This window comes from Streptomyces sp. NPDC086519, from assembly GCF_040686075.1.
In the GTDB taxonomy this organism is placed as follows: Bacteria; Actinomycetota; Actinomycetes; order Streptomycetales; family Streptomycetaceae; genus Streptomyces; species Streptomyces shenzhenensis.
In genome coordinates this window covers 46778-67724 of record NZ_JBFBJL010000006.1, presented here as the reverse complement: position 1 = coordinate 67724, position 20947 = coordinate 46778, and the positions used below count along the sequence as shown (strand labels likewise).

Below are 20947 nucleotides of genomic sequence, written 5' to 3'. Positions count from 1 at the left end.
CCAAAGAGGCGGCGACCCGGCCTAGGTCGCCGTCTCTCAAGCCATGGTCATGATCAGGGAAGTTCGGGCACGACCACCCAAGCGCCCTTCCGCATCACGCCCTTCAGCGTGAAGTCCGCGTCCAGCACGAGCAGGTCCGCGTCCTTGCCGGGCTCCAGGGAGCCGACGCGGTCGTAGCAACCCAGCAGCCGGGCCGGGTTGGCGGACAGCGCGGCGACGGCGTGCTCGACGGGCAGCCCGTCGACCGTCACCGCCCGCCGCAGCGCGCGGTCCAGCGTCAGCGTGGAGCCGGCGATCGAACCGCCCTCCACCAGCCGGGCCACCCCGTCGGTGACCTCGACCTCCAGGGGGCCGAGGAGGTAGCGGCCGTCGCCGCTGCCTGCCGCGTCCATGGCGTCCGTGATGAAGGCGACCCGGTCCGGACCCGCGTGGTGGAAGGCCAGTTGCAGGGCGGCGGGGTGGAGATGGGTGCCGTCGTTGATGAGCTCGACCGTGATCCGCTCGTCCTCCAGGAGGGCGGCGATCGGGCCGGGGGCGCGGTGGCCGAGCTGCGGCATCGCGTTGAAGAGGTGGGTGGCGACCGTGGCGCCCGCCTCGATCGCCTCCACCGTCTGCTCGTACGTCGCGTCCGTGTGGCCGACGGCGGCGATCACGCCGTGCTCCGCGAGGAGCCGTACCGACTCGATGCCGCCGGGGAGTTCGGTGGCGAGGGTGACCATCCGGGCCTGCCCGCGCGCCGCGTCGACCAGCTTGCGGACCTCCGCCGGGTCCGGGTCCCGCAGCAGCGCCTCGGAGTGGGCGCCCTTGCGGCACGGGGAGATGAACGGGCCCTCGAAGTGGATGCCGGCGATCTCGCCCTGCTCGGCGAGCTCGGAGAGGAGACCGGCCTGGCGGACGAGGACGTCCATGTCGTCGGTCACGGTGGACGTGACGAGGGTGGTGGTGCCGTGCGCGCGGTGCGTGCGGACGCCGGTGAGGATCTCCTCCGCCGTGCCCGAGCTGAAGGAGGCTCCGCCGCCGCCGTGGTTGTGGATGTCCACGAAGCCTGGGAGGAGCCAGTGGCCGGTGAGGTCGAGGAGGGGGGCGTCCGCCGGGGCGGCGGCGGCGAGTTTCGTGCCGTCGACGACCAGGCGTCCCTTGTCGACCACTCCGGTTGGGAGAACTACATGGGCACCGTCGAGGACCAGGCCGTTCGATCCCGGCTGCGGGAGTGTTGTGGCTGGTCGCGCAGTTCCCCGCGCCCCTTTCGGGGCGCTGTAGTGCGGCTCGGTCGCGGGCATCAGGGGGTTACCTCCGCAGTCGTCGTGGTCAACAGGTCCTGGGCGAGCAGGCCCGCCCCCAGGCAGCCCGCCGTGTCTCCCAGCTCGGCCGGGACGATCGCCGGGAGCTTCTGGAACGTCACCCGGCGCTCCACCGCCTCCCGCAGCGGCTCGAACAGGACGCTTCCGGCCTCCGCGAGACCACCGCCGATGATGAGCACCCGTGGGTCGAGCAGGGTGACGGCCGTGACCAGGCCGTCCGCCAGGGCCCCCACCGCCTCCCCCCACACCCGGACGGCGTTCGGGTCGCCGGACGCGACGGCCTTGGCGCAGTCGGCCGCGTCGGCGGCCGGGTCGCCGCAGGCCCGCGCCCAGGCCTCGCTCACGGCGGCCGCCGACGCGTACCGCTCCAGGCAGCCGCGCTGCCCGCACGGGCAGGGGGCACCCCGCGGTCGTACGACGACGTGGCCGATCTCGCCCGCGAAGCCGTGCGCGCCCGACTCCACCCGGCCGTCCAGGCCGAAGCCGCCCGCGATCCCGGTGCCGAGGGCCACGAAGAAGAAGCGGTCCGCGCCCCGGCCCGCGCCCAGCCGGCCCTCGGCCAGGCCGCCGGTGCGCACGTCGTGGCCGAGGGCGACCGGGATGCCGAGGCGGTCGGCGAGGAGGGCGCGCAGCGGGACGTCGCGCCAGCCGAGGTTGGCCGCGTAGACCGCGACGCCGGCGGGCTCGTCCACGATTCCCGGCACGGCGAGGCCGGCCGCGGCGGCCGGCTCGCCGAGGTGCTGCTCGCCGTACGCCCGCAGGTCGGCGGCGAAGTCGAGGATGGCGGTGACGACGGCGTCGGGGCCGCGCTCCCGGCCGGTCGCGCGGCGGTCCTGGTGGAGCAGCTCGCCGTCCGGGCCGATCAGCGCGGCCTTCATTCCGGTGCCGCCCACGTCCAGGGCGATGACATGTCTCACGGGAACAGTGTGGCCCGCCGACCCGCAAGAGGTCTAGTCCACTTGCATGGTGTAGACCTTATAGGTCAGACATATTGAACGACGAGACAACTGGACAGGGGCGGTACACGTGCGGCGGCGCAGGGCAGGAATGATCGCGGTGGTGTCCGCAACGGGCATGACGGCGCTCCTCGGTGGGTGCGGGACGACGGGATCCTCGGACGTCACCCTCAGACTCGTCGCCGCCGACTACGGGGACTCCGCCGCCAACAGCTCCCAGAAGTACTGGGACAAGCTGGCCAAGGCGTACGAGGCCCAGCACTCGGGCGTGAAGGTCGACGTCACCGTCTACTCGTGGAACGACGTCGACCGCAAGGTCAAGGACATGGTCGACGCCGGGCACGCCCCCGACCTGGCGCAGATCGGCTCGTACGCCGACTACGCGGCCGCCGGCAAGCTGTACGAGGCCGGTGACCTGCTCTCCATCCCGGTCCAGGCCGACTTCCCCTCCCAGCTCGCCGAGGCGGGCCAGTGGAAGCACGCGCAGTACGGCATCCCCTTCGCCGCGTCCACGCGCGTCCTCTTCTACAACAAGACCCTCTTCGCCCACGCCGGCATCACCACCCCGCCCACCACCTGGGACGAGCTCGCGGCCGACGCGAGGGCGCTCAAGGCGGACGGCGTGAAGTACCCGTACGCGCTGCCGCTCGGTCCCGAGGAGGCGCAGGCGGAGACCATGCAGTGGCTGCTCAGCGGCGGCAGCGGCTACACCGACGACACCGGCACGTACACGATCAACTCCGCGCAGAACATCGACACCTTGACCTGGCTCAAGGACGAGCTGGTCGGCAAGGGCCTGACCGGCCCGGTGGCCCCCGGCAACCTGAACCGCGCGACCGCGTTCGCCGCCTTCGCCGACGGCCAGGTCGGCATGCTCAACGGCCACCCCACGCTCATCAACCAGGCCGAGAAGAAGGGCGTGAAGTTCGGCACGGTCCCGATGCCCGCCCGGGCCGGGCAGAGCACCGGCACCGCGTCCTTGGGCGTCGCCGACTGGATGGCGGCCTTCAGGCAGAACGGCCACGCCCGGCAGGTGGGCGAGTTCCTCGACTACGTCTACAGCGAGAAGAACGTCCTCGCGTTCTCCCGCGAGTACGGCCTGCTGCCCGTCACCACGTCCGCGTCCCAGGCGATGACCGACTCCGCACGGGCCCAGGACAAGCAGCTGCGACCCTTCCTGGAACAGCTCCCGACCTCCGAGCTCTACCCGGCGGGCAAGACGTCCTGGGCCGCCGTCAGCGCCGACATCAAGGAGCAGATCGGTACGGCGGTGAGCCCGGCGGGCAACCCGACCAGCATCCTCACCCGGCTCCAGGCCGAGGCCGCGACGGCCGACAGCCGTACGGCCGGGGGCGGCTGAGCGCTACGGTTCTCGGCATGGACCGGCACGAACTGGGCATGCGCGAGCAGGCCATCCTCGCTCTCGAACGCCGGGGCTTCGCGAGCCCCGGGGCGAAGGAACGCGCGATCCGTGAGGAGCTGGACCTGGCGCCGGTGCGCTATTACCAGCTCCTGAACGCGCTGCTGGACGACGAGCGGGCACTGGCCCATGATCCGGTGACGGTGAACCGGCTGCGGCGGGTGCGGGAGGCGCGCCGCTCGGAACGCTGAGCCGGGGGGTTCTCCGCCCCCGCCGCCCCTACCCGTCCCGTCCTCCAGGGGGCTGCGCCCCCTTAGGCCCCCCATCGGTCGGATTGGATCTGCGGGCCGGTGGGGGCTGGTCGCGCAGTTCCCCGCGCCCCTTACGGGGCGCTGGTCTGGCCCCCTGGCGGGGTGCTGGTCTGGCCCCCTGGCGGGGTGGTGGTCTGGCCCCCTGGCGGGGTGGTGGTCTGGCCCCTTACGGGGCGCTGCTGCGGCACCCCGACGGGATAGTGTCGGGTTCATGGGAACCCACATCACGGAACCCCTCCCGACGCCTCGTACCCCCGCCGGTCGTGACGGGCTTGCCGCGGTGGTCTCGCGGCCCGGGGCCGCGCTCGTCGGCCTCGACTTCGACGGCACGCTCGCTCCGATCGTCGCCGACCCCGAGCAGGCCCGGGCCCACCCGGACGCCGTACCGGTCCTGGCCGCGCTCGCCCCGAAGGTGGCCGCCGTCGCCGTCATCACCGGCCGCCCGGCCGAGGTCGCCGTCCGCTACGGCGGCTTCGCCGGCGTACCCGGCCTGGAGCACCTCGTCGTCCTGGGCCACTACGGCGCCGAACGCTGGGACGCGGCGACCGGCGAGATCACCGCCCCGCCCCCGCACCCCGGCATCGCTGCCGTCCGCGCCGAACTCCCCGCCCTCCTCGACCGCGTCGGCGCCTCGCACGGCACCTGGATCGAGGAGAAGGGCCGGGCGATCGCGGTCCACACCCGCCGCGCCCCCGACCCCCAGGCCACCTTCGAAACCCTCCGCGCCCCCCTCACCGAGCTCGCCACCCAGCACGCCCTGATCGTCGAACCGGGCCGCCTGGTCCTGGAACTCCGCCCTCCGGGCATGGACAAGGGGGCGGCGCTGCGCGAGTTCGCGCGGCAGATCGGCGCGGGCTCGGTCCTCTACGCGGGCGACGACCTGGGCGACATCCCGGCCTACGCCGCCGTGGAGAAACTCCGCACGGAAGGTGTCCCCGGCCTGCTGGTATGCAGCGGCAGCGAGGAGGTCACAGAGCTGGCAGACCGCGCGGACGTGGTGACGGACGGCCCGGAGGGAGTCGTAAGACTGCTGAGAAGCCTGGCCGCCCTGAGCGCCCCGTAAGGGGCGCGGGGAACTGCGCGACCAGCCCCCACCGGCCTGCAGATCCAATCCGACCGATGGGGGGCCGAAGGGGGCGCAGCCCCCTGGAGGACGGGACGGGTAGGGGCGGCGGGGGCGAACATCACCCGCCCAACGCCCCCAGCTGCTCAAGAAACCACCGCGCCGGAGGCAACGCCGTAGCCGCCTCGGCCAGCCTCTTGCAGCGCTCCGCCCGCTCCTCCACCGGCATGGCCAGCGCCCGCGCCAACGCATCGGCCGTCCCCCCGATGTCGTACGGGTTCACCACGACCGCGTCCTCGCCCAGCTCCTCGTACGCCCCCGCCTCCCGCGACAGCACCAGCACGCACCCCTCGTCCGAGACCACCGGGATCTCCTTCGCCACGAGGTTCATGCCGTCGCGGATCGGGTTCACCAGGGCCACGTCAGCCAGCCGGTAGGCCGCCAGCGAGCGGGCGAAGTCGTCCTTCACATGCAGCAGCACCGGCGTCCAGCCCGCCGTCCCGTACGCGGCGTTGATCTCGTCCGCCACCCGCCGCACCTCGGCCGTGTAGTCCCGGTAGACGGCGAGGTCCTGCCGCGAGGGATACGCGAACGCGACATGCACCACCCGCTCCCGCCACTCGGGGTGGTCGTCGAGCAGCTGCCGGTACGCCAGCAGCCCCCGCACGATGTTCTTCGACAGCTCCGTCCGGTCGACGCGGACGATGGTCTTGCGGCCCTCGCCGCCGATCTCCGCGCGCAGCGCCCGCATTCGCTCGTCGACGTCCGGCTCGTGCGCCCGCCTGCGCAGGAAGTCCGCGTCGGCCCCCAGGCCGTGCACCCCGATCCGGGTCTCCTCCAAGGAGGGGATCCCCGGCCCCAGCACCGCGTGACAGCAGGCGACGAACGCGTCCGCCCAGCGCCGCGTCAGGAACGCCGCGTGGTCGGCGCCCAGGATCCCGCTCAGCAGCTCCGCCGCGATGTCGTCGGGCAGCAGCCGGAAGTAGTCCGGCGGCGCCCAGGGGGTGTGGGAGAAGTGGCCGATGCGGAGGTCCGGGCGCAGCCGGCGCAGCATCCGCGGGGCCAGGGCCAGGTGGTAGTCCTGGATGACCACCACCGCGCCCTCGCCCGCCTCCTGCGCCAGCGCCTCGGCGAAGGCGCGGTTGTAGGCCTGGTACGAACCCCACTGCCGCCGGAACTCCGCGTCGAAGACGGGCTCCAGCGGGGTCTGGTAGAGCATGTGGTGGACGAACCACAGCACCGAGTTCGCGATGCCGTTGTACGCGTCGGAGAACACGTCCGCGTCGATGTCGAGCATCCGGACCTGCTGCCCGCCGGTGTCCCCGGCCGGCAGCCGGCCGCCCTCGGCCCGCCGCACCGCCTCCCGGTCGCCGTCGCTCAGCGCCGCGCACACCCACACCGCGTTCGCGTCCGGCCCGATGGCCGACAGGCCCGAGACCAGCCCGCCGCCGCCCCGTCTGGCGTGCAGCGAGCCGCCCGCGTCGTCGGGGCGCAGCTCGTACGAGACCGGTCCGCGGTTCGAGGCGACCAGCACCTCGGCACCGCCGGTGGAAGCCATGGGAGAAGCCATAGGCCTGAACCTAGCCCCGCCCGTAAACGCTCAAACGTACGGGCATGCCCGACGCGCCGCCGTATACGGCCGTACGGCGAAGTCACGCCACCCGGCGCTCGGCGTACTCCGTGATCTCCACCATCGGCGGCCGTTCCTCCGTGTCCACGGAGTAGGTGCGCGGTTCGAAGCCGTCCTCGCCTCGTTCGAACTGGGTGAGGGAGGGGCGGATCAGGTGGCCGCGGGCGAGCCGCAGCTGGGCCGTGCGGTAGATCGCGGCGGACATCCGGCCGAGGGCCTGGCCGTCCTGGTGGCGGTGTTTGCGGACGCCCACGTCGACCTGCGCCAGCGCGTCGAGCCCCACCAGGTGCAGGGCGTCGACCAGCATGCCCAGCTCCACGCCGTAGCCGACCGGGAAGGGGAGCTGTTCCAGCAGGGAGCGGCGGGCCGCGTACTCGCCGCCCAGCGGCTGGACGAAACCGGCCAGCTGGGGCCAGTGCATGTTCAGCAGCGGGCGGGCCATCAGTTCGGTGACCCGGCCGCCCTGTCCGGCGGCGCCGCCGAGCGGGCGGTCGTACATCGCCTTGACCAGGTCCACGTCCGGGTCGGTCAGCAGCGGGCCGACGATTCCGGTGACGAAGTCGGAGGAGAAGTCCCGCAGGTCGGCGTCGATGAAGCAGACGACGTCCCCGGTGGTGACCAGGAGGGAGCGCCAGAGGACCTCGCCCTTGCCGGGGACGGCGGGGAGGCGGGGCAGGATCGCGTCGCGGTGCACGACGCGGGCGCCGGCCGCCGCGGCGACGGCCGCCGTGCGGTCGGTGGAGCCGGAGTCGACGACCACGATCTCGTCGACGAGCGGCACCTGCTGCATGAGGTCGTGGCGGATGATCGCGACGATGTCGCCGACGGTCTCCTCCTCGTTCAGAGCGGGCAGCACGACGCTGACCGTCTGCCCGGAGGACCGCTTGGCGGCCATCACCTTGTGCAGCGGACGTTCGGTCACGGACCAGGAGCGGGTGGCCAGCCAGCGCTCGACTTCTTCCAGCACGGTCAGCGGCTCCTCACTGTCACGGCCACACGACGACGTGTGATCCATCTCGCGGTACGGACGACTCTCTCAACTGTCCTGGCCTTCGGTTACAGTCTTGAACAACGCCGATGACCATCGCATGTCCTGGGGTCACCCGGCGTTGACAACCGCATACAGCTCATCCAGAGGGGCAGAGGGAAACGGCCCGATGAAGCCCCGGCAACCCTCCAGTCGGTACTCGTAGATCGCCGATCAGTGTCGATCGCTCGCGAGGCTCCCGGCTAGGGAAGGTGCCAAATCCGTCTCACGGCGAGATGCGTCGTGAGGAAGATGAGGAGAAAGGGCCTCGCCTCACATGGCTGTGCAGACTGTTGCAAGCACCACGGATTCCACCGTCGACCTCGGTCCCGCCGCGGCCCTCAGCTGCCGCGAGTGCGGTCACCGGGTTCCGCTCGGCCCGGTGTTCGCCTGCGAGGAGTGTTTCGGCCCGCTGGAGATCGCGTACGACTTCTCGGCCTACGACACCGAGGAGCTCCGCAAGCGCATCGAGGCGGGTCCCGCGAACATCTGGCGCTACGCGCCGCTGCTGCCCGTCCCCGCGGACGTGGCGACCAAGCCGAACATCAACCCTGGCTGGACCAAGCTCGTCCAGGCCGACAACCTGGCCCGTGAGCTCGGGGTGACCGGCGGGCTGTACGTGAAGGACGACTCCGGCAACCCGACGCACTCCTTCAAGGACCGCGTCGTCGCCCAGGCCGTGGAGGCCGCCCGCGCCTTCGGCTACACCACCCTCTCCTGCTCCTCCACCGGCAACCTGGCCGGCGCGGTCGGTGCCGCCGCCGCCCGGGCCGGCCTGCGCTCCTGTGTGTTCATCCCGCACGACCTGGAGCAGGGCAAGGTCGTCATGGCCGCGATCTACGGCGGCGAGCTCATCGGCATCGAGGGCAACTACGACGACGTGAACCGTTTCTGCTCCGAGCTGATCGGTGACCCGGCCGGCGAGGGCTGGGGCTTCGTCAACGTCAACCTGCGGCCGTACTACGCGGAGGGCTCCAAGACCCTGGCGTACGAGATCTGCGAGCAGCTCGGCTGGCGGATCCCGGACCAGCTGGTCATCCCGATCGCCTCCGGCTCGCAGCTCACGAAGATCGACAAGGGGCTTCAGGAGCTGATCAAGCTCGGGCTCGTCGAGGACAGGCCCTACAAGATCTTCGGTGCGCAGGCCGAGGGGTGCTCGCCGGTGTCGGTGGCCTACAAGGCGGGCCACGACGTGGTGCGGCCGCAGAAGCCGAACACCATCGCCAAGTCCCTCGCCATCGGCAACCCGGCCGACGGCCCGTACGTCCTCGACATCGCGCGCCGCACCGGCGGTGCCGTCGAGGACGTCACCGACGAGCAGGTCGTCGATGCCATCAAGCTGCTTGCGCGGACCGAGGGAATCTTCGCGGAAACCGCCGGCGGGGTGACGGTTGGAGTCACCAAAAAGCTCATCGAGAATGGGTTGATTGATCCGGCGAAGTCGGTCGTTGTACTCAACACCGGTGATGGGCTGAAGACGCTGGACGCGGTTGCGGGAACCGGGCTCACCGCCACCATTCGCCCGAATCTGGAGTCTTTCCGTGAGGCCGGGCTCGCCTGAGTCCCCTGAGAAATAGGGCGTTGCCCCAGACCGGAGGTAAAAACGTGAGCGTCACCGTTCGCATCCCCACCATCCTGCGCACCTACACGGGTGGCCAGGCCGAAGTCACCGCCGAAGGGACCACCCTCGGTGAGGTCATCTCCGACCTGGAGAAGAACCACACCGGGATCTCGGCACGCGTCCTCGACGACCAGGGCAAGCTGCGCCGGTTCGTCAACGTGTACGTCAACGACGACGACGTACGGTTCGAGCAGGGCCTGGAGACCGCCACCCCGGACGGGGCCGGCGTCTCCATCATCCCGGCCGTCGCCGGCGGCTGACCTGCCGACCTGCTTGACAGGCTGATCGAATGACCGAACATTACCTTCGGTAACAGGCGTCACCGAGCGTTCACCCGATTGCCCCCTCCGTGAGAGAAGCGGAGGGGGCAATTCTGTGTGGTTGAGCGCGGTACAGTTGGGGAACACGGTCCCGATCTCCAGGTCACGGACCCCGTATTCGATACCGCAGGCCCGCCAAGAAGTAGCCAAAGTGTGCGGGTTATATGCGGCTTTTGTGGCCTTTATGGGGCCCGACTTGCCCTGAATTCGGCCGAATTCTCGCTACATTCCGGACCCCTTCCATCCAGAATTCTCGTCCGATTGACCTGTTGCAGACGGCAGTTGGACAGATACATTCAGCCGCGGTCGACGCGTTCCGGCGCACGCCCCCAACCAATGGGGGGTGAGGTCTGACCCGGATCCGCGAAGTGTGGATCTGTGCAAGGGCCAGTAATAGGGGAGTTAGGCATGGCTCAGGGCACCGTCAAGTGGTTCAACGCGGAGAAGGGGTACGGCTTCATCGCGGTCGACGGTGGTGCGGATGTTTTCGTCCACTACAGCGCGATTCAGATGGACGGCTACCGCACCCTGGAAGAGGGTCAGCGGGTCGATTTCGAGATCTCGCAGGGCCAGAAGGGGCCGCAGGCGGACATGGTCCGGCTGGCGACCAGCTGAAGCACGCGCCGACTGACTGCAGCGACGTTCTTCTGTTTTTCTGCTGAGGGGCTCGCATCCACTGGGTGCGAGCCCCTCGGTGTGCCCGGGTCCGTGCCCCGCCGGCCCGGAGATCCGGCTCCGGCGCGCCCGGAGGTCCCGCCGGACCGGGAGGGGCGCTTGCTCCCGCCCGCCGCCCGACCGTCACCCCTCATCGAGCTCGCTTCGCGGGCGCGCCTTGCACTCGGGCATGCCGAGTGCTAATCATTGGCGTTAGCACTCTGAAGGTGAGAGTGACAAAGAAGGACCGGGTCGGTGAGGCCCGCAGGCCGGGTGGGGCAAGGAACCCACGGGTCGGCGAGCCGTCCGTCGCGGGCGCGGGCGCGGTCCGGAAGACTCACCCCCAGTCCTGGAGGGACCACTTCACATGGCCAAGATCATCGCGTTCGACGAGGAGGCGCGGCGCGGCCTTGAGCGCGGTATGAACCAGCTCGCCGACGCCGTCAAGGTCACCCTCGGCCCCAAGGGCCGCAACGTCGTCCTTGAGAAGAAGTGGGGCGCCCCCACGATCACCAACGATGGCGTGTCCATCGCCAAGGAGATCGAGCTGGAGGACCCGTACGAGAAGATCGGCGCCGAGCTGGTCAAGGAAGTCGCCAAGAAGACGGACGACGTCGCCGGTGACGGTACGACCACCGCGACCGTGCTCGCCCAGGCCCTGGTCCGCGAGGGCCTGCGCAACGTGGCCGCCGGTGCCAACCCGATGGCCCTGAAGCGCGGTATCGAGAAGGCCGTCGAGGCGGTCTCCGGTGCCCTGCTGGAGCAGGCGAAGGACGTCGAGACCAAGGAGCAGATCGCCTCCACGGCCTCCATCTCCGCCGCCGACACCCAGATCGGCGAGCTCATCGCCGAGGCCATGGACAAGGTCGGCAAGGAAGGCGTCATCACCGTCGAGGAGTCCCAGACCTTCGGTCTGGAGCTGGAGCTCACCGAGGGTATGCGCTTCGACAAGGGCTACATCTCGGCGTACTTCGCCACCGACATGGAGCGTATGGAGGCGTCCCTCGACGACCCGTACATCCTGATCGCCAACTCGAAGATCGGCTCCGTCAAGGACCTGCTCCCGCTCCTGGAGAAGGTCATGCAGTCGGGTAAGCCGCTGCTGATCATCGCCGAGGACGTCGAGGGCGAGGCCCTGTCGACCCTGGTCGTCAACAAGATCCGCGGCACCTTCAAGTCCGTCGCCGTCAAGGCCCCGGGCTTCGGCGACCGCCGCAAGGCGATGCTGAACGACATCGCCATCCTCACCGGTGGCGAGGTCATCTCCGAGGAGGTCGGTCTCAAGCTGGAGAACACGACCCTCGACCTGCTGGGCCGCGCCCGCAAGGTGGTCATCACCAAGGACGAGACCACCATCGTCGACGGCGCCGGCTCCACCGAGCAGGTCCAGGGCCGGGTCAACCAGATCCGCGCCGAGATCGAGCAGTCCGACTCGGACTACGACCGCGAGAAGCTCCAGGAGCGCCTGGCCAAGCTCGCCGGTGGCGTCGCCGTCATCAAGGCCGGTGCCGCGACCGAGGTCGAGCTCAAGGAGCGCAAGCACCGCATCGAGGACGCCGTGCGCAACGCCAAGGCGGCCGTCGAGGAGGGCATCGTCGCCGGTGGTGGCGTGGCCCTGCTTCAGGCCTCCTCGGTCTTCGACAAGCTGGAGCTGGAGGGTGACGAGGCGACCGGCGCGCAGGCCGTGAAGCTCGCCCTCGAGGCCCCGCTGAAGCAGATCGCCGTGAACGCCGGCCTCGAAGGCGGCGTCGTGGTGGAGAAGGTCCGCAACCTCACCCCGGGTCACGGCCTCAACGCCGCGACCGGTGAGTACGTCGACCTGGTCGCCGAGGGCATCATCGACCCGGCGAAGGTGACGCGCTCCGCGCTTCAGAACGCCGCCTCCATCGCCGCGCTGTTCCTCACCACCGAGGCCGTCATCGCCGACAAGCCGGAGAAGGCCGCCGCGGCCGCTCCGGGCGGCATGCCGGGCGGTGACATGGACTTCTGAGCCTGACGGCTCGGCGGTTCCCGCGCAGTACCAAGGGCGGCACTCCCTGTGCGACAGGGGGTGCCGCCCTTCGGCGTGCCGTGTCCGGGGTCACACGGCACCCGCGCCGGGCCGGGAATGCGTACGACCGGGCAGGTCGTTGCACGAGACGTGCATTCGATGCGCGTGCACATACCGTTTGGTATGCGACCTAGGTATACGACCTATTCACGAGGAGCCCCCCACGTGACCGTCACCACGCCCCCTGCCTCCCGCGCGGCCGAGATCCTCTCCCGTCCCATCGCCCTGAACGGGCTCACGGTCCCCAACCGGATCGTGATGGCCCCGATGACGCGTCAGTTCAGCCCCGGCGGCGTCCCCGGCGAGGACGTGGTCTCGTACTACTCCCGCCGGGCCGCCGCCGGTGTCGGTCTGATCGTCACCGAGGGGACGTACGTCGGCCACGAATCGGCCGGGAACAGCAGCCGTGTCCCGCGGTTCCACGGCGAGGAGCAGCTGGCGGGCTGGGCGAAGGTCGCCGAGGGGGTGCACGCGGCCGGCGGCGCGATCGTCCCGCAGCTCTGGCACATCGGCATGGTCCGCAAGCAGGGCCAGCCGCCGTACGCGGACGCCCCCGCCGTCGGCCCCTCCGGTATCCGCCTGGACGGCACCGAGGGCGAGGGCCGGGCGATGACCCGGCAGGACCTGGACGACGTCATCCGCGCGTTCGCCGAGGCCGCGGCCGCCGCCGAGCGCATCGGCTTCGACGGCGTCGAGCTGCACGGCGCCCACGGCTACCTGATCGACCAGTTCCTGTGGGCGGGCACCAACCGCCGCACCGACGCGTACGGCGGCGACCCGGTCGCCCGCACGAAGTTCGCCGCGGAGATCGTGGCCGCCGTACGCGAGGCCGTATCCCCCGAGTTCCCGGTCATCTTCCGCTACTCGCAGTGGAAGTCCGACAACTACGACGCCCGCCTCGCCGAGACCCCCGAGGAACTGGAGGCGATCCTCACCCCGCTGGCCGCCGCCGGCGTCGACGCCTTCCACGCCTCCACGCGCCGCTACTGGCTCCCCGAGTTCGAGGGCTCCGACCTGAACCTGGCCGGCTGGACCAAGAAGCTCACCGGCAGGCCCGCCATCACCGTCGGCTCGGTCGGCCTGGACGGCGAGTTCTTCAGGGCCTTCGCGGGGGAGGGCGCCGCGACCAAGGGCATCGACGACCTCCTCGACAGCCTGGAGCGCGGGGAGTACGACATGGTCGCCGTCGGCCGCGCCCTGCTCCAGGACCCCCAGTGGGCCGCGAAGGTCCTCGCCGGCCGCGCCGACGAACTGAAGCCGTTCGACGGGGCGGCGCTCAAGACCCTGAGCTGACCCCGCCCCGTTCGCCCTCGGGTTCCCCGGCGACGCGGCCGGGGAACCCGAGGGCGGCCGCGCAGCCGGTCACAGCCGTCCCGCGACACCCATGACCAGGGCGACCGCACCCTGCACGGGCAGCGACAGAAGGCCGAAGACCAGCGCCCCGCAAGGCGCGGCGTCCGCCCCCACGCCCGCGCACCTCCCCCAGCCCCAGCGCCCGACGGCGGCCAGGAGAGGAGGCGGACCTCGCCGGCCTCCTCCGGGCGGGCAGCGGTGTCGTTCGGCCCGTCAGCGCTGCTCGGCTGAGGGTGCGGTGATCCGCTTCTCGAACCAGTGGTGGGCGTAGGGCTCGTCGTTGAAGGCGGGGACCTCCTCGAAGCCGAAGGAGTGGTAGAGGTTGATCGCGGCGCTGAGTGTCTTGTTGGTGTCCAGGCGCAGGGTGTCGTAGCCGTGCCGGGCGGCCCGTGCCTCCAGTTCGGTCAGGAACCGGCGGGCGAGGCCGAGCCTGCGGGCCCGCGGGGCGACCCACATGCGCTTGATCTCCGCCGGAGCCCCGGGCGGCAGTTTCACCCCGGCGCAGCCGACGGGTTCGCCGTGCAGCCTGGCGACCAGGAACAGGCCGTGCGGCGGCCGCAGTTCACCCGCGTCGGGCAGCAGGCTGCGCGCGGGGTCGAAGCCGGTGTCGAAGCGCTCCTGCAATTCGGCGAAGTAGGCGAGCAGGCAGTGCCGGGCGTCGGGGTGGTCGGGGTCGACGACGTCGAGGGTGACCGTGCCGGCGGTCAGCAGCAGCTCGACCTCGGCCATGGCCGCGACCAGCCGGGCGCGCTGGGTCGCGTTGAGCGGCTGGAGGAGGGATCCGGCCAGGTCGTCGCTGCGGTCGTCGAGCAGGGCGCGCTCCGCCCGGCCCTTCTCGGTCAGCCGCACGGTGCGCACCCGCCTGTCCTCGGGGTGCGGCTCCACCGCCACCAGGCCGTCGCCCTCCAGGGAGCGCAGCAGCCGGCTGACGTATCCGGAGTCGAGTCCGAGCCGCTCCCGCAGCCGTCGCACGTCATCGCCCCGCTCACCGATCTCCCAGAGCAGCCGGGCCTCGCCGATCGGGCGGTCACGGCCCAGGTAGCGGTCGTGGAGCACGCCCACGCGTGCGGTGACGGTGCGGTTGAACCGCCGTACCTGCTCGATCTGCGCCTCGTCCATTCTCTGACCTTAGTCAGAGAAGTCAGAGATTGCCTAGGGGCTCGATGTCCACGTGCACCGGAGTGCCCCACACTCTGAGCACCTCGTAGTCGGTGAACTCGTGCACCAGCCGGTAGGCCATGGCCGGCCGGGACCCGCGCCGCTGGGCGGCGAGGTACAGCTCGGCCTCGCGCCGGTCACGCCGGGGGGTGCCGCACAGCTCCCACTCCCGGCCGTTCCACGCCTCCGGCAGCCAGCGCTGCTGGGGCTGCGGCCGGTCGGCGCGTACGCCGTACCGGGACATGGAGGGCCCGGCGGCCTCTCCCTGTGCGGGCGGCCGGGGTCCGCCCCCGTACTCGGACCTGCGCGCCGCCCGCCGCCGCGTCTCGCACAGCAGGCACAGGTCGGGGGCGCTCTCGTCCACGGGCCCCTGCGGATGCTCGGCGCACCGGGTGGTGGGCGCGGCCGCGCTGACGCTCTCCTCCAGCAGGTCGAGGGCGCGCCGCAGGTCGTCCTTCACCTCGTGCAGCTTGGCATCGGGCGTGTCACCGGTCAGGGCCTCCCCATGCTCACCGAGCAGACGAAGGGCCCGGCCCAGGGCGGTGAGCTGGGAGTGGTTCATGGGGACCAGGGTGGCATACGGCGCTGACAGCACCGCCGGAGCGCGAGGTCAGGTACTGCGCCCGACTTTGAGCACATAGGCCGTGACGGTCTCGCCGTCCGGGCGGTAGAGCACCCGCCAAGTGCCGACATGCAGGCGGTAGTACCCGGATGTTCCCAGTGCACGTGCTGCTTCGGGACGGGGGTCCTCGGCAAGTGCCCGCACGGCTGCGGCGGTCGCCTTGGCGCCTACGGGGTCGATTGCCCGGAGCCGCCGGAACTCGTTCATGGCGTGGTGTTCCCACACCACCGCGTGGATCACGAAGCGACCTCGCGCCGGTCCTCGTCCTCCAACTGCGCCATGAACTCGTCGTGCGTCATCGAGGGTCCGGACCGAGTCGCCTCACGCGCGCGTGCTTCGGCGACATCCGCTGCGTCCCGCAGTCTCTGAAGCTCCTCAAGCTCGCTTATGGGGATGAGCGCGGCGGCGGGCTTGCCGTACTCGGTGATCAGGATGTGCTCCTGACCGTGCCGGACCCGGCCGACAAGCTGACCGAGCTGGTTACGGGCCTCCACAAGCGGATACGTCTCCATGGGAAAACTGTACATACCTGCGGGTGTGTGCGGTGTGTGCACGAGAGTCGTCACGCAGGTGCCCTCTCTCGTCGTGCGTTCATCGCGCCACGGATCTCGGCGACGCGGGACCGGACCTCGGAAGGCGACAGGGGCGTGTTGTGGCAGCCGGGGGCGCGTTCGCCCCGGCATGCGCCGCAGATGCCGCCCGGCAGCGCCTCCGGGCGGCCCGGCGTCCCGCACTTCGCGCACTCCAGGATGCGGAGGGGCGGGCGGGCGGCGGGCCGCACTGGCTCGGGCGGCGGGAGCTTGTCGGTGAGGCGTCTGCGGAGCAGGGCGGCCGGGTGGTGGACGGGGGAGGGCAGGCCACTGGTCAGGGCCTGGAGGGCGTACTCGTCGCTGGCGCCCCGCGCGAACCACTCCGTCAGCAGCGGGGCGAGGGCGGCGCAGTCGGCCTGGGAGAGGGAGAGGGTCGGGGCGGTGCGGCCGAGGGCGGCCAGGAGGATGTGGGCGCGGGAGCGGGTGGGGCGGGTCCGGTCGGGGTCCTGCTCCGGCTCCGGTACGGCGCCTCGCGTGAACGCCGCCCACCAGTCATCGTCGCGTGCGGTACGGGACCACCACGATCGGGTGATCCAGCGGCGGCTCCCCGAGTCGGCCAGATGTTCCCGGCCCCGCCTCAAGTGACCCGCCCGCTGAAGGTTGTTGAGGGCGGTGCGGAGGGCGCACTGCCCGTAAGGAAGCTGCTTGGCCAGCGTCTTCACGGAGATGTCGGCGCCGTCGGGGAGCCGGTCGACGTACGCGGCGATGGCGGCTTCGCGGGGTGGGAGGTGGGCGAAGTCGTGCACGGAGCGGCGGTGTTGGTCCGGCGCGGACCGCTTTCCGTACCCCGGGTTCGCCATGGGGTGCGGGGTGGCGTGAGCGGGCGGGAGGGCAGCACTAAACTGGCTGTCAGCCATAGGGATCGCTGTTTCCGATCTCGTTGGTCAAGCCCCCGCAGGTGTTGGTAGCGCCTGGCGGGGGCTGTTTCGTTCGTTATGCGGGCACGCTAGACGATCGTGACTGTGCGTGGCAAACCGAACGCGTCAAGTCAACGCGCCGGGTGGGAGGGTGGGTTGAGGCCCTCCCACCATTCCTTGAAAAAGGGGCTCGGGGCTGGGCGCCCGAGGCTCAAGCCGGGTCAGGCGCCGTGGTCCTTGAGGTTTTCTACGAAGGCGGACCATGCCTCCGGCCGGAACACGAGCTTCGGGCCGCGGGGGGCCGTTTTGGAGTCGCGGACGGGGATGAGGGCGGGGTGGGCGTCGGAGACTTCGAGGCAGTCGCCGCCGCTGCCACCGCTGTAGCTGGACTTGCGCCATGTGGCGGTGATCAGGTCGTACTCAGGCAAGTTCCTCATGCTCGTAATCCTGCGCCGTCGACTCGATCAAGACCAGGGAATCCGACGGAGAAAGGGCGGCGGCCAGGAGGAGTTTGAACATCTGGGCGTGGCGGGCGACGGCGGCCGGGTCGTCCAGCAGCCTCCCCATGTCGGGCCCCTCGACGAAGGAAAGCGGGGGTGCGTCAGTGAATTCCATCAGTTTCAGGGAGCCCTCCATCGCAGCGTGCGCCCCCGCGCGGAACGGCAGCACCTGCACGATCACCCGCCTTCGGCGGATCAACCCGGCGAGGTGGCGCAGGGCTTCGGCCATCACGGAGGGCCCGCCCGTCGACCTGCGTAACGCGGCCTCGTCAATCACCGCCCACAACACCGGCTCTGTTGGATCGTCGAGAAGGTGAGTGCGCCCCATCCGGGCCGATACCAACTCCTCGATCACCTGCTCCGGGGCCGTCGGCTTGTAGGCGCGGAACACCGCCTCGGCGTAGGCCCTTGTCTGGAGCAGACCCGGAATCAGCAGCGCCGCGTACTGACTGATCGCCGTGGCCCGCGCCTCCGCCTCCGCTGCCTCCGCGAAGTGATCGGGGTACTTCGACTTCGCCGCCGCCTCCCGGTTCCGTTGGAAGAAGTCGTCCGTCCCCAGGGCCTCGTCCAGCAACCGTGCGTACTCCGGCTGCATCCGCCGCGTCCCCGCCTCCAGCTGGCCGATGAACGACCCGCTCACGAACAGTCGTTGCCCCAACTCCGCCTGGCTGAGGCCTTTCCGCTCCCGCGCGTGGCGCAACTCCGCCCCCAGCAGGGCCCGCGGTGAAGACGACGGATCCAGATCCTTCGGCCCTGCCATGTGCACGCCCCTGTCCGACAGACGAGGTTGTTGGGATGTCGTATCTAGCCAGGTTAGAGGTGCGATGGACACGCTGTGTGGCGAAATGCAAACTCAGCGTGGAGGTCGGGAATGGTGTTGCGGACCACCGAAGAGGTCGTGGAGTCGCTGCGGGTGGCGCTGAAAGGTGTCGGTGTCGTGTTGCCGTCGCTCTGCGTCGACCCGGTGACCGGGGCGAGCGACGAGCCGTTCGCCCTGGTCGAGCTGGGGCGGTGCAATATCCGGGTCGCGGAGCGGCTTGCCTCGGTGGTGCGGGGGGAACGGCCGCCCGTCGGGGCGTATGTGACGGACGTGCGGGACGGGCGGATCGGCGAGGTCAGGGGGCATGTCGGCGGGAGGGTGCAGTTGCGGCCCGTGGCCGGTGGCCGGGAGTGGGACTGCCCGGCGGGGTCGCTGGAGCCGGCGCCGCCGCAGGAGGTGCTGCGGGCGCAGGTGCGGCAGGTCAACAAGGATGGCCGGCTGCCCTGCTGACGCCTGGGATTCCCTGCCCGAGCGCCGCCGCGAGAGGTGGCCTGGTCTGTAGTGTCGCAAGCATGAGCGTTGAGGTAGCGGTCGTCCGGGAAGCGGACGGCGAGTCGGTCGAGGCACTGGCACGCCTGCTGCCTCAGCTTTCGAGCAAGGCCAGGCCCCTGGATCGCGAGGTCGTTCAGGCTCTGCTCAGCAGTGATGCGAATACGCTGCTGGTGGCCCGGGTCGACGGCGAAGTGGTCGGGATGCTGACGTTGGTCATGTTTCCCTTGCCTTCCGGCCTGCGGGCCCGCATCGAGGACGTGGTGGTGGACGAGGCCGCGCGGGGGCACGGTGTCGGGGGTGCTCTGACCGAGGAGGCTCTGCGGCTGGCGGAGGCGGCGGGCGCTCGAACCGTGGACCTCACCTCGCGCCCGTCGAGGCAGGCGGCGAACCGGCTGTACGAGCGCATCGGTTTCGAGGCGAGGGATTCCCGGGTCTACCGCTATGTCCTGCCACGGTGAGCGGAGCCGTGTCGACGGACATCACCGAGCGCGAGCTGACCCATCCCTGGGAAGGTGTTCTGATTGCTCCGGCTCGCGGGAGTGATGGGGGCGTTCTGGTCCTGGCGGGATCCAGTGGGCGCATCGAGCGTGAGCGGGCGCGCATCCTCGCTCAGCAGGGCTTCGCGGCCTTGGCGATCCGCTGGTTCGGCGGGCCGGGGCAGCCGCCGGGGATTTGCGAAGTTCCCCTGGAGACCTTCATCGCCGCCGTCGACTTCCTTCGGCTGGGCGGAGCGCGACGCATCGGAATTCTCGGCGTCTCCAAGGGTGCTGAAGCGGCCCTGCTCACGGCTGTGCACGACACACGCGTGGACGTGGCGATCGCGCTGTCGCCCACGTCGCGAGTCTGGTGCAACGTCGGCCCGGGACACGACGGAGCGCACCACCCGTATCGCTCGTCCTGGACCTGGCGGGAACGACCGCTGCCCTTTGTGCCGATGGACGATTCCTGGGTTCCCGCAGAACCGGACGGCAGTCCCGTCGCCGTCCGGGGATGGTACGAACTGAGTGAGCGGACCTTCGCTCACTCGCTTCCACCGGCGGAAATCCTCGTGGACACAGCCAGAGCAGACCTCCTGTTGGTAGCGGGCGGCGATGACGCGATGTGGCCGTCGCTTCCCTTCGCCGAGCAGTTGGCACAACGCCGACGGTCGGTCGGGGCAGCCGTGCGTCTTGTCGCTCGCCACGACGCCGGCCACCGGCCACGCCTTCCTGGCGAGAGCTCCGCACCGGCGTCCCCGCGCTTCACGTACGGGGGAACTCCTGAGGCGGACACACTCCTCGGTAGGGCGGCGTGGCCGCACATCCTCGACGCGCTCGGCGGCGGAGGGGCCGACGAGCGCTGAAACCGGCCGCCTTCTGTCGACCACGGAGGGCAACGGGTTCGGCACCGACACCGCCGCCACCCGCCACTTCACCTGATTCCGGCGAGGATGCCCCGGCGTTCACGCCGAGTTGGAATCACCTCCCGTGGCCGTGTCGCCGGTCGCGGCCTCCCCGTGCGCATCGAGCAGACGAAGGGCCCGGACCAGGGCGGTGAGCTGGGAGTGGTTCATGAGAGCCGGCGTCTCCGGAGCGTCATGTGGTGGAGGGGGAGCAGGCCGCAGCCGGGTCGGCAGTGGGGTGCGGTCAAGCTGCCGGATGAGCGATAAAGGTGACTTCCTCGCGATCGTCGTCCAAGGCGATGCTCAGCGAAGCGTCCAGGGCCAGGGCCAGGCGCCGCAGCAAGGGGAGGGTCGGTACGGTGTCGGCGCCTTCCAGGCGGGAGATCTTCGCCTGGGTGAGCCCGGCGCGCTCGGCGAGATCGGCTTGTGACAACCCCAGTTCCTTACGGCGCTCGTACACCGCCTGGGCGAAGGCCATGGCCAGTCGGATCTCCGCGCGCTCGGCCGTGACCTCCGGGGACTCGGCATGCCCCGTGGCCAGCTTCTTCTCGCGCGCCAACCTCCAGCGGGAGTGGTTCATCGCGCGTCTCCTTCCTCGGCGCGGCTGTACGTCACGTGGGCCGGGCCGTGCTCCTCCGCGCACACCTTACGGGCGGCCACCGCGCGGGCGACCTGGTCCGCCTCGTGCATCCGGGTTTTACGGAAGATGGTGAGGAGCACAATGCGGCGCGCTGGCGCGAACCAGTACGTGATCCGTGTGCTCACACCGCCCAATGTGGGGCGCAGCTCGTAAACTCCGTCTTCCAAAGGGCGAGCGAACGGCATGGGCGTCCGGGGGCCGAGTGCGGCGAGCAACTCGGCGTACTCCTCCACCTGCGGTG

General features: G+C 70.7%; 24 protein-coding genes and 1 riboswitch. Of the genes, 11 read left to right on the top strand and 13 right to left on the bottom strand.

Annotated elements, in window-relative coordinates; all coding sequences use genetic code 11:
• Positions 1-53 precede the first annotated feature (53 nt).
• Together nagA and AB0P24_RS08225 are read right to left on the bottom strand one after the other, a co-directional pair.
• Positions 54-1280 carry an N-acetylglucosamine-6-phosphate deacetylase gene (gene nagA / locus AB0P24_RS08230; protein ID WP_365791443.1) on the bottom strand — a complete coding sequence of 409 codons (1227 nt, stop codon included), beginning with the start codon at positions 1278-1280 and terminating at the stop codon, positions 54-56.
• A complete protein-coding gene (locus AB0P24_RS08225) occupies positions 1280-2218 on the bottom strand; it encodes an ROK family protein (protein ID WP_365791441.1) in 939 nt (312 codons plus the stop codon). Before AB0P24_RS08225 ends, nagA begins: the two co-directional genes overlap by 1 nt.
• A 130-nt stretch (positions 2219-2348) precedes the next feature.
• Here AB0P24_RS08225 and AB0P24_RS08220 point away from each other — a divergent pair, with 130 nt between their 5' ends.
• The 3 genes from AB0P24_RS08220 to otsB all read left to right on the top strand — a co-directional run bounded on the left by AB0P24_RS08220 (position 2349) and on the right by otsB (position 4991).
• Positions 2349-3617 carry an extracellular solute-binding protein gene (locus tag AB0P24_RS08220; protein ID WP_365791724.1) on the top strand — a complete coding sequence of 423 codons (1269 nt, stop codon included), beginning with the start codon at positions 2349-2351 and terminating at the stop codon, positions 3615-3617.
• Positions 3618-3634: 17 nt separating this feature from the next.
• The gene (locus tag AB0P24_RS08215) at positions 3635-3868 is read left to right on the top strand and encodes a DUF3263 domain-containing protein (protein WP_365791439.1); all 234 of its coding nucleotides are present in this window, start codon (positions 3635-3637) and stop codon (positions 3866-3868) included.
• Between the two features lie 271 nt (positions 3869-4139).
• Positions 4140-4991 carry a trehalose-phosphatase gene (gene otsB, locus AB0P24_RS08210; RefSeq protein WP_365791435.1) on the top strand — a complete coding sequence of 284 codons (852 nt, stop codon included), beginning with the start codon at positions 4140-4142 and terminating at the stop codon, positions 4989-4991.
• 121 nt (positions 4992-5112) lie between these two features.
• Here otsB and AB0P24_RS08205 read toward each other — a convergent pair whose 3' ends face one another.
• Both AB0P24_RS08205 and AB0P24_RS08200 read right to left on the bottom strand, forming a co-directional pair.
• A complete protein-coding gene (locus tag AB0P24_RS08205) occupies positions 5113-6549 on the bottom strand; it encodes a trehalose-6-phosphate synthase (protein WP_365791433.1) in 1437 nt (478 codons plus the stop codon).
• A 94-nt stretch (positions 6550-6643) separates the two neighbouring features.
• The gene (locus tag AB0P24_RS08200) at positions 6644-7588 is read right to left on the bottom strand and encodes a glucosyl-3-phosphoglycerate synthase (RefSeq protein WP_365791431.1); all 945 of its coding nucleotides are present in this window, start codon (positions 7586-7588) and stop codon (positions 6644-6646) included.
• Positions 7589-7745: 157 nt separating this feature from the next.
• A riboswitch (SAM riboswitch) is annotated at positions 7746-7907 on the top strand.
• Between the two features lie 18 nt (positions 7908-7925).
• Between AB0P24_RS08200 and thrC the strand changes: the two genes are divergently transcribed.
• The 5 genes from thrC (at position 7926) to AB0P24_RS08175 (ending at position 13586) form a co-directional block, all read left to right on the top strand.
• Positions 7926-9209 carry a threonine synthase gene (gene thrC, locus AB0P24_RS08195; RefSeq protein ID WP_365791429.1) on the top strand — a complete coding sequence of 428 codons (1284 nt, stop codon included), beginning with the start codon at positions 7926-7928 and terminating at the stop codon, positions 9207-9209.
• Between the two features lie 44 nt (positions 9210-9253).
• On the top strand, positions 9254-9529 hold the full coding sequence (locus AB0P24_RS08190) for a MoaD/ThiS family protein (RefSeq protein WP_181803350.1): 276 nt from the start codon (positions 9254-9256) through the stop codon (positions 9527-9529).
• A 468-nt stretch (positions 9530-9997) separates the two neighbouring features.
• On the top strand, positions 9998-10204 hold the full coding sequence (locus AB0P24_RS08185) for a cold-shock protein (protein WP_019057200.1): 207 nt from the start codon (positions 9998-10000) through the stop codon (positions 10202-10204).
• 406 nt (positions 10205-10610) lie between these two features.
• On the top strand, positions 10611-12233 hold the full coding sequence (gene groL, locus AB0P24_RS08180) for a chaperonin GroEL (protein WP_365791426.1): 1623 nt from the start codon (positions 10611-10613) through the stop codon (positions 12231-12233).
• A gap of 225 nt (positions 12234-12458) precedes the next feature.
• A complete protein-coding gene (locus AB0P24_RS08175) occupies positions 12459-13586 on the top strand; it encodes an NADH:flavin oxidoreductase (protein ID WP_365791424.1) in 1128 nt (375 codons plus the stop codon).
• Positions 13587-13859: 273 nt separating this feature from the next.
• Here AB0P24_RS08175 and AB0P24_RS08170 read toward each other — a convergent pair whose 3' ends face one another.
• The 7 genes from AB0P24_RS08170 to AB0P24_RS08140 all read right to left on the bottom strand — a co-directional run bounded on the left by AB0P24_RS08170 (position 13860) and on the right by AB0P24_RS08140 (position 18133).
• Entirely contained in the window at positions 13860-14765 is a 906-nt protein-coding gene (locus AB0P24_RS08170; protein ID WP_365791422.1) for a helix-turn-helix domain-containing GNAT family N-acetyltransferase, read from the bottom strand.
• Positions 14766-14787: 22 nt separating this feature from the next.
• On the bottom strand, positions 14788-15366 hold the full coding sequence (locus tag AB0P24_RS08165) for a hypothetical protein (protein WP_365791420.1): 579 nt from the start codon (positions 15364-15366) through the stop codon (positions 14788-14790).
• Between the two features lie 48 nt (positions 15367-15414).
• Entirely contained in the window at positions 15415-15666 is a 252-nt protein-coding gene (locus AB0P24_RS08160; protein WP_365791418.1) for a type II toxin-antitoxin system RelE/ParE family toxin, read from the bottom strand.
• Positions 15663-15938, bottom strand: a complete 276-nt coding sequence (locus AB0P24_RS08155; RefSeq protein ID WP_365791416.1) for a type II toxin-antitoxin system Phd/YefM family antitoxin — start codon at positions 15936-15938, stop codon at positions 15663-15665. The genes AB0P24_RS08160 and AB0P24_RS08155 overlap by 4 nt, the downstream gene beginning before the upstream one ends.
• A gap of 50 nt (positions 15939-15988) precedes the next feature.
• Positions 15989-16816, bottom strand: a complete 828-nt coding sequence (locus AB0P24_RS08150; protein WP_365791414.1) for a hypothetical protein — start codon at positions 16814-16816, stop codon at positions 15989-15991.
• A gap of 278 nt (positions 16817-17094) precedes the next feature.
• The gene (locus AB0P24_RS08145; RefSeq protein WP_365791412.1) at positions 17095-17310 is read right to left on the bottom strand and encodes a DUF397 domain-containing protein; all 216 of its coding nucleotides are present in this window, start codon (positions 17308-17310) and stop codon (positions 17095-17097) included.
• Positions 17294-18133, bottom strand: a complete 840-nt coding sequence (locus AB0P24_RS08140; RefSeq protein WP_365791410.1) for a helix-turn-helix transcriptional regulator — start codon at positions 18131-18133, stop codon at positions 17294-17296. Before AB0P24_RS08140 ends, AB0P24_RS08145 begins: the two co-directional genes overlap by 17 nt.
• Positions 18134-18250: 117 nt before the next feature.
• Between AB0P24_RS08140 and AB0P24_RS08135 the strand changes: the two genes are divergently transcribed.
• The 3 genes from AB0P24_RS08135 to AB0P24_RS08125 all read left to right on the top strand — a co-directional run bounded on the left by AB0P24_RS08135 (position 18251) and on the right by AB0P24_RS08125 (position 20027).
• Positions 18251-18643 (top strand): hypothetical protein, encoded by a 393-nt coding sequence (locus AB0P24_RS08135; RefSeq protein ID WP_365791722.1) that lies wholly within the window; start codon positions 18251-18253, stop codon positions 18641-18643.
• Positions 18644-18705: 62 nt separating this feature from the next.
• Positions 18706-19143 (top strand): GNAT family N-acetyltransferase, encoded by a 438-nt coding sequence (locus AB0P24_RS08130; protein ID WP_365791408.1) that lies wholly within the window; start codon positions 18706-18708, stop codon positions 19141-19143.
• Between the two features lie 8 nt (positions 19144-19151).
• A complete protein-coding gene (locus AB0P24_RS08125; RefSeq protein WP_365791406.1) occupies positions 19152-20027 on the top strand; it encodes an acyl-CoA thioester hydrolase/BAAT C-terminal domain-containing protein in 876 nt (291 codons plus the stop codon).
• 283 nt (positions 20028-20310) lie between these two features.
• On the opposite strand, the gene AB0P24_RS08120 is transcribed toward AB0P24_RS08125, so the two are convergent.
• Positions 20311-20646 carry a helix-turn-helix domain-containing protein gene (locus AB0P24_RS08120; protein ID WP_365791404.1) on the bottom strand — a complete coding sequence of 112 codons (336 nt, stop codon included), beginning with the start codon at positions 20644-20646 and terminating at the stop codon, positions 20311-20313.
• The gene (locus tag AB0P24_RS08115; protein WP_365791402.1) at positions 20643-20939 is read right to left on the bottom strand and encodes a type II toxin-antitoxin system RelE/ParE family toxin; all 297 of its coding nucleotides are present in this window, start codon (positions 20937-20939) and stop codon (positions 20643-20645) included. The genes AB0P24_RS08120 and AB0P24_RS08115 overlap by 4 nt, the downstream gene beginning before the upstream one ends.
• Between the last annotated feature and the right edge of the window lie 8 nt (positions 20940-20947).

Excerpts from the sequence above, each read along its gene's own strand:
- AB0P24_RS08150 (WP_365791414.1), bottom strand. The coding sequence starts at position 16,816 with ATGGCGAACCCGGGGTACGGAAAGCGGTCCGCGCCGGACCAACACCGC.
- AB0P24_RS08205 (WP_365791433.1), bottom strand. The coding sequence starts at position 6,549 with ATGGCTTCCACCGGCGGTGCCGAGGTGCTGGTCGCCTCGAACCGCGGA.
- groL (WP_365791426.1), top strand. The coding sequence starts at position 10,611 with ATGGCCAAGATCATCGCGTTCGACGAGGAGGCGCGGCGCGGCCTTGAG.
- AB0P24_RS08170 (WP_365791422.1), bottom strand. The coding sequence starts at position 14,765 with ATGGACGAGGCGCAGATCGAGCAGGTACGGCGGTTCAACCGCACCGTC.
- thrC (WP_365791429.1), top strand. The coding sequence starts at position 7,926 with ATGGCTGTGCAGACTGTTGCAAGCACCACGGATTCCACCGTCGACCTC.
- AB0P24_RS08155 (WP_365791416.1), bottom strand. The coding sequence starts at position 15,938 with ATGGAGACGTATCCGCTTGTGGAGGCCCGTAACCAGCTCGGTCAGCTT.
- AB0P24_RS08120 (WP_365791404.1), bottom strand. The coding sequence starts at position 20,646 with ATGAACCACTCCCGCTGGAGGTTGGCGCGCGAGAAGAAGCTGGCCACG.
- AB0P24_RS08215 (WP_365791439.1), top strand. The coding sequence starts at position 3,635 with ATGGACCGGCACGAACTGGGCATGCGCGAGCAGGCCATCCTCGCTCTC.
- AB0P24_RS08185 (WP_019057200.1), top strand. The coding sequence starts at position 9,998 with ATGGCTCAGGGCACCGTCAAGTGGTTCAACGCGGAGAAGGGGTACGGC.
- AB0P24_RS08145 (WP_365791412.1), bottom strand. The coding sequence starts at position 17,310 with ATGAGGAACTTGCCTGAGTACGACCTGATCACCGCCACATGGCGCAAG.
- AB0P24_RS08165 (WP_365791420.1), bottom strand. The coding sequence starts at position 15,366 with ATGAACCACTCCCAGCTCACCGCCCTGGGCCGGGCCCTTCGTCTGCTC.
- otsB (WP_365791435.1), top strand. The coding sequence starts at position 4,140 with ATGGGAACCCACATCACGGAACCCCTCCCGACGCCTCGTACCCCCGCC.
- nagA (WP_365791443.1), bottom strand. The coding sequence starts at position 1,280 with ATGCCCGCGACCGAGCCGCACTACAGCGCCCCGAAAGGGGCGCGGGGA.
- AB0P24_RS08140 (WP_365791410.1), bottom strand. The coding sequence starts at position 18,133 with ATGGCAGGGCCGAAGGATCTGGATCCGTCGTCTTCACCGCGGGCCCTG.
- AB0P24_RS08220 (WP_365791724.1), top strand. The coding sequence starts at position 2,349 with ATGATCGCGGTGGTGTCCGCAACGGGCATGACGGCGCTCCTCGGTGGG.
- AB0P24_RS08130 (WP_365791408.1), top strand. The coding sequence starts at position 18,706 with ATGAGCGTTGAGGTAGCGGTCGTCCGGGAAGCGGACGGCGAGTCGGTC.